This is a genomic window from Streptomyces sp. NPDC127106, assembly GCF_042677605.1.
Taxonomy (GTDB): domain Bacteria; phylum Actinomycetota; class Actinomycetes; order Streptomycetales; family Streptomycetaceae; genus Streptomyces.
In genome coordinates this window covers 1-6104 of the sequence record NZ_JBHXTC010000075.1, presented here as the reverse complement: position 1 = coordinate 6104, position 6104 = coordinate 1, and the positions used below count along the sequence as shown (strand labels likewise).

The following is a 6104-nucleotide window of genomic DNA, read 5'->3' as shown; positions in this document are numbered from 1 at the left end:
CCGCAGGACCGGCCCAGGGCCCACGGCCCACGGCCCACGGTGTACGGGCCCGGTCAGGGCGTCGGAGCCATCGGGAACCGCGGCTGCGGATGCTGCGCCTTTGCCGCGCGCCGCAGGGCCCGCCGCCGGACCGCCCACGCGCCGGTCCCGAGACCGCCGCCGACGAGGAGGACGGCGACGCCGGCGAACATGACGCCGCCGGCCACGATCAGCGCCGTCGGCCGCTCCACGGCCTTGCCGGTCACCGCCGACAGCGGCAGGGAACCCTGACCCGGGTCGCCGGTGCGGAACGCGGAGTCCAGCGAGTTCCCGCGGTTGTCCCCCAGCACGAACATCCGCCCCTGCGGCACCGTCACCTCGAAGGAGACGGCTGCCGGCAGCCGTCGGTCCTTCAGGTACGCCTCCTCCAGCGGCTCGCCGTTGAGCAGGAGCGCCGCATCACCCGCGCGGTACGAGATCCGGTCACCCCCGAGCGCCACCACGCGCTTGATCCCCGGGCCCCCCAACCGCCAGCCGGGGGCGTCGAAGAGCACCACGTCGCCGCGCCGGACGCCCAGATCTTCGGCGTCACCCAGCGCGAAGTAGGCGATGTCGCCGGGCCGGTAGGCCGGATACATGCTCTCCGTGGGCACCGAATACCCCCTGACCGGCTGCTGGTTCACGGCGAGCGCCCAAGCCGCCGGCACCGCGACCATCACCGTCCCCAGCGTCAGTAGCACTCTCGCCCAGAACCCCAGTCCCCGCCCCGGCCCGCGCCCCATGAATCCGCCCTTCCGCATATGTGTGGTGGCCGGAAGCGTACGGAACCCGAGCCCGATTCCGCGCATCACCGCCGGCCCGCGGATGCGGAGACCGGACCGACCGGTCTCTTTTTCTTGATCTCTTTCACCGATCCACTGGGGCCCGCCCGGTGATCGGTGTAGATTCGACACCAGTGTCAGGCGTCGCTGCTGATGGCGGTCGGGCGGTCCTCACGACCGGCCGAGGGGAGAGAGGGCCCCCGACGGACTGAGTGCTCGGTGCACCGCCCCAGGCGATGCGCGGCTCAGCCGTACCCAACCTCTCGAACCATGAGGAGCAGCACCCGTGGACTTCAAGGTCGCAGACCTTTCCCTTGCCGCCTTCGGCCGCAAGGAGATCACCCTGGCCGAGCACGAGATGCCGGGTCTGATGTCGATCCGCCGCGAGTACGCGGAGACGCAGCCGCTGGCCGGGGCCCGCATCACCGGCTCCCTGCACATGACCGTGCAGACGGCCGTCCTGATCGAGACCCTGGTCGCCCTCGGCGCCGAGGTCCGCTGGGCCTCCTGCAACATCTTCTCCACCCAGGACCACGCGGCCGCCGCCATCGCCGTCGGCCCGAACGGCACCCCGGAGAACCCGCAGGGCGTCCCCGTCTTCGCCTGGAAGGGCGAGACGCTGGAGGAGTACTGGTGGTGCACGGAGCAGGCGCTGACCTGGCCGAACACCCCCACCGGCGGCCCGAACATGATCCTCGACGACGGTGGTGACGCCACCCTCCTCGTCCACAAGGGCGTCGAGTTCGAGAAGGCCGGTGCGGCCCCGGACCCGTCGACGGCGGACTCCGAGGAGTACGGCCACATCCTGACCCTCCTCAACCGGACCCTCGCCGAGAGCCCGCAGAAGTGGACCCAGCTGGCGTCCGACATCCGCGGTGTCACCGAGGAGACCACCACCGGCGTCCACCGCCTGTACGAGATGATGCAGGAAGGCGCCCTGCTCTTCCCCGCGATCAACGTGAACGACGCCGTCACCAAGTCGAAGTTCGACAACAAGTACGGCTGCCGCCACTCCCTGATCGACGGCATCAACCGCGCCACCGACGTCCTCATCGGCGGCAAGACCGCCGTCGTCTTCGGCTACGGCGACGTCGGCAAGGGCTGCGCCGAGTCCCTGCGCGGCCAGGGCGCCCGCGTCATCATCACCGAGATCGACCCGATCTGCGCCCTGCAGGCCGCGATGGACGGCTACCAGGTCACCACCCTGGACGAGGTCGTCGAGACCGCCGACATCTTCATCACCACGACCGGCAACAAGGACATCATCATGGCCTCCGACATGGCCAAGATGAAGCACCAGGCCATCGTCGGCAACATCGGCCACTTCGACAACGAGATCGACATGGCCGGCCTGGCCAAGGTCGAGGGCATCGTCAAGGACGAGGTCAAGCCGCAGGTCCACACCTGGACCTTCCCCGACGGCAAGGTCCTGATCGTGCTGTCCGAGGGCCGCCTGCTCAACCTGGGCAACGCGACCGGCCACCCCTCGTTCGTGATGTCGAACTCCTTCGCGGACCAGACCCTGGCCCAGATCGAGCTCTTCACCAAGCCCGAGGAGTACCCGATCGGCGTCTACACGCTGCCCAAGCACCTGGACGAGAAGGTCGCCCGCCTCCACCTCGACTCCCTCGGCGTCAAGCTCACCACGCTGCGCCCGGAGCAGGCCGCGTACATCGGCGTCAAGGTCGAGGGCCCGTACAAGCCGGAGCACTACCGCTACTGATCCACCGCCGCAGGTCCGTCCCCGCGGATCCGCAGCACCGAGGCAGGCCCCCGGCACCCGTGCCGGGGGCCTGCCCCGTACGCCCCCCTCACGGGTGCGTACGCGCATGCACGCACGCCAGCCAGCAAGGACCCCCAGCCATGCCCCGCGGCCGCTACTCGCTCCACGACCCCCACGACGGCACCCCGCTCGGCGAGGAGCACTTCAACTGCGCCCCCGGCCCCTCGGGCTGGCGCTACGTCTCCCAGCTGACCGGCCCCGACGGCGGCCACCGCGGCTCGGTCGACCTGGCCGTCGACGAACTCGGCCGCCCCATCCGCCTGGAGGTCAACGCGGCGAGCTGGCAGGTCAGGGGCGCCGCCATCGACGGCGTCACCTGGGTCCGCTCCGACCCCGCCGGCACCGGGGCCACCGAGGGCAACGTCCGCGCCGCCGCCTTCACCGGCACCTCGCCGGCCTTCCTCGTCGCCACCGCCCGCCTGCTGCGGCCCGTGCTCGGCGCGCCCGCCACCCGGGTCCGGCTTGTCGCCCTCACCGACCCGGTGCTGGCCCCCCGCACGGTCGACCAGGCCTGGGCCCTCGTCGGGCGCACGCAGCACGGGACGGACAGCGGGCCGCTCGTCGTGGACGAGTACCGGGTCACGGCCCTGGACACCGGCGAGGTCCACACGGTCCACCTGGCCGGGGACGTGGTCCTGTCGGCTCCGGGCATCGAGCTGGAACACCTGGAGAGCCCGCCGTCGGTGTTCCCGCCGGAGGCCTGACCGGGCCCGTCGCGCGCCGCTGCGGTCAGTACTCCTCGTCCGGGAAACCCCACCGGACCACGGGCTTCGCGTCCGGCGCCACCTCGGTGACCGTGGCCGCGAAGGACTTCTCGAACGCCGGCTGCCAGAGGTAGAAGCGCGTGATGGACAGCGGGAAGTCCGACTCCCCGGAGACGAAGTACGCACCGTCGTCGTCCACGGCCACGCCGAGGGTGACCTGGTTCTCGATGCACTCCTCGTACATCAGCTGGGTCAGGGCCCGGACGACCGCCCAGGCCTGCGGCTCGTCGGCGACACCGGTGACGTCGAATGCAAGATCGATGTTGACTGACATGGCGGCAGCGTAGGCGGCCCCGCCGACAGTCCTACGCGGGCGGAGCGAACCCCGTCTTCCGCACCGGCTCGCCACCGGACGGCACCACGGGCGCGGGTGCCGGTGCGGGCGCGGGCGCAGGCGTGGGCATGGGTGCGGGTGCGCTAGCGAAGGCCGGGGCGGGCGCGGGCGCGTGACCCGCGGGCGGCGCCACGGGCGGCGCGTAGGCACCGCTGGCCCCTGCGGCCCCGCCCGGGAGGGCGCCCGGTATGACCGGCCCCGCCGCGGCGAACGCCCGGGCCGCGTCCCGCGACTGCCGCTCGTGCACCACCGCCATCAGGAACGCGGCCGCCGGCACCCCGGCCGGCGCGGGCGCCCCCGTACGCGCCACCAGGTCGTCCGCGAGCTTCGCCGCCATCGCGGCACCCACCTGCGGGTCCAGTTGGTCCATCCGGGTCAGGTACTGGCGCACCGCCAGCCACAGCCCGTCCGGCACCGCCGACAGGTCCAGCCCCGTGAACCGCCCGGCGAGCCACGGTGGCGGTGCCGGAACCGGCATCACCCGCGCTCCGGGCACCCGCTCCCGTATGACCAGCGTCCCCCCGAACACGTCACCGAGCCGCCGCCCCCGCGCCGACACCAGCGAGGCGATGCAGGCCACGGACCCGAAGGTGAGCAGCAGCTCCACGACCCCCATGGCCCCGCGCACCAGCGCGTGCCGGAACCGCACCGGCCCGCCGTCGTCCCGGACCACCCGCAGCCCGCAGGCCAGCTTGCCGAGCGACCGCCCGTGGCTGAGCGTCTCCACCGCGATCGGTACGCCGACCAGGACCAGCAGGAAACTCGCCACCACGACCGCCGCCTGCGCCGCCTCGTCCAGGGAGGCGGTCGCGTAGGCCAGCCCGATCGTGACCGCCAGATAGCCGGTGACGTACACGAACAGGTCGAGGAAGTAGGCCAGCGCCCGGCTCGGCAGCCGCGCGGGCCTCAGCCCCAGGACGACCGCGTCCCCCGTCACCAGATCGCTCACCGCTGCACACCCTTCCCGTGACCGGACCCGCCCCTCGGTCATCCAGTCTGCCAAGCTGACCACGGAAGAAGTAGCGCCGATGGACGCCCGGCAGCAGGGGCCAGGGGCAGGGGGAGCGGCAACCGCATGGATCTCGACGTCTTCGTCACGGCCCACCGGGCGGAATGGGACCGCCTCGAACAGCTGCTGGGCCGCGGCCGCCGGCTGACCGGCGCCGAAGCCGATGAGCTCGTCTCGCTCTACCAGCGGACCGCCACGCACCTCTCGCTCATCCAGTCCAGTACCCCCGACCCCCTGCTCACGGGCCGGCTCACCCAGCTCGTGGCCCGGGCCCGGGCGACCGTGACGGGCACCCGGCGTGCGAGCTGGCGCGACGCGGCCCGGTTCTTCACCGAGGGCTTCCCGGCCGCCGTCTACCGCAGTCGCCGCTGGTGGATACCCACCGCGCTGCTCTCCACCCTGCTCGGGGTGCTGATCGGCTGGTGGATCGCCACGCATCCCGAGGTGCAGGCGGCGATCGCCGCGCCGGAGGAGCTGAAGGCGCTCACGCAGCCCGGGGGCGGTTACGAGACGTACTACTCCAGCCACCCGGCGGCCTCCTTCGCCGCCAAGGTGTGGACGAACAACGCGCAGGCGGCCGCGGTCTGCCTGGTGATGGGCGCGTTCCTGGGGATCCCGGTGCTCTGGATCCTGTTCCTGAACATGGCCAACCTCGGCGTCGGCATCGGCCTGATGGCCTCCGCCGGCCGGCTGGACGTGTTCCTCGGCCTGATCCTGCCGCACGGCCTGCTGGAGCTGACCGCGGTGTTCGTGGCCGCGGGAACGGGCCTGCGGCTCGGCTGGACGGTCATCGACCCGGGGCCCCGCACACGCCGCGCCGCCCTCGCCGAACAGGGCAGGGCCGCCCTCGGCATGGCCATCGGCCTCGCGGTCGTCCTGTTCGTCACGGGCCTGATCGAGGGCTTCGTGACCCCGTCCGGCCTGCCCACCTGGGCGCGCATCGGCATCGGCGTCGCCGCGGAGATCCTGTTCCTGGTGTACGTGTACGTCCTGGGCGGGCGCGCCGCACGGGCCGGCGAGGTGGGCGACGTGGAGGCCGCCGACCGCACGGCCACGCTCCCCACGGCGGCCTGATGTGCGTACGAGCCCGCTGGGCTGCTAGTCTCCTCGTCGTCCCGGAAAGGCTGTTGACACGGCTGGACCGGGGAGGTAGATTCGAACGGTTGCCTCGAACTGGACAGTTCGGCAGCGACGGTTTAACATCAACTTCGCCCCAAGGAATCCAATTCTCGTGGGGCACACTCGACTCCTCCTTCAGGAATCCGAAGCCGGAAAATCCGGTGGAAAACTTCTGATAGAGTCGGTCTCGCCGGAAAGGGAAACGCGAAAGCGAAGACCTGGAAAGCAAAACCCGCTTCGACCGGGAATCGGACACGAAAGAGTCTGATAGAGTCGGAAACGAAGAACGAAAGCC

The 6104-nt window shown here is 71.6% G+C and carries 6 protein-coding genes; 3 read left to right on the top strand and 3 right to left on the bottom strand.

Translation table 11 applies throughout. The features are described 5' to 3' along the window. Positions 1-53: 53 nt before the first annotated feature. Positions 54-695: a signal peptidase I gene (lepB, locus tag ACFVGY_RS34485; RefSeq protein WP_385685507.1), complete on the bottom strand. Its 642-nt coding sequence runs from the start codon at positions 693-695 to the stop codon at positions 54-56. A gap of 391 nt (positions 696-1086) precedes the next feature. On the opposite strand from lepB, the gene ahcY reads away from it, so the two are divergent. Both ahcY and ACFVGY_RS34475 read left to right on the top strand, forming a co-directional pair. Further along, positions 1087-2523, top strand: coding sequence for an adenosylhomocysteinase (gene ahcY, locus ACFVGY_RS34480; protein ID WP_385685449.1), 1437 nt, complete (start codon positions 1087-1089; stop codon positions 2521-2523). Between the two features lie 140 nt (positions 2524-2663). Beyond that, positions 2664-3287 (top strand): hypothetical protein, encoded by a 624-nt coding sequence (locus tag ACFVGY_RS34475; protein WP_385685446.1) that lies wholly within the window; start codon positions 2664-2666, stop codon positions 3285-3287. Positions 3288-3312: 25 nt separating this feature from the next. Here the strand turns inward: ACFVGY_RS34475 and ACFVGY_RS34470 are convergent, their stop codons facing one another. Together ACFVGY_RS34470 and ACFVGY_RS34465 are read right to left on the bottom strand one after the other, a co-directional pair. Beyond that, a complete protein-coding gene (locus ACFVGY_RS34470; protein ID WP_385685444.1) occupies positions 3313-3621 on the bottom strand; it encodes a hypothetical protein in 309 nt (102 codons plus the stop codon). A gap of 31 nt (positions 3622-3652) precedes the next feature. Further along, positions 3653-4630 carry an RDD family protein gene (locus tag ACFVGY_RS34465; RefSeq protein WP_385685441.1) on the bottom strand — a complete coding sequence of 326 codons (978 nt, stop codon included), beginning with the start codon at positions 4628-4630 and terminating at the stop codon, positions 3653-3655. Positions 4631-4756: 126 nt separating this feature from the next. Here ACFVGY_RS34465 and ACFVGY_RS34460 point away from each other — a divergent pair, with 126 nt between their 5' ends. Next, on the top strand, positions 4757-5764 hold the full coding sequence (locus ACFVGY_RS34460) for a stage II sporulation protein M (RefSeq protein ID WP_385685438.1): 1008 nt from the start codon (positions 4757-4759) through the stop codon (positions 5762-5764). The last annotated feature ends 340 nt before the right edge of the window (positions 5765-6104 follow it).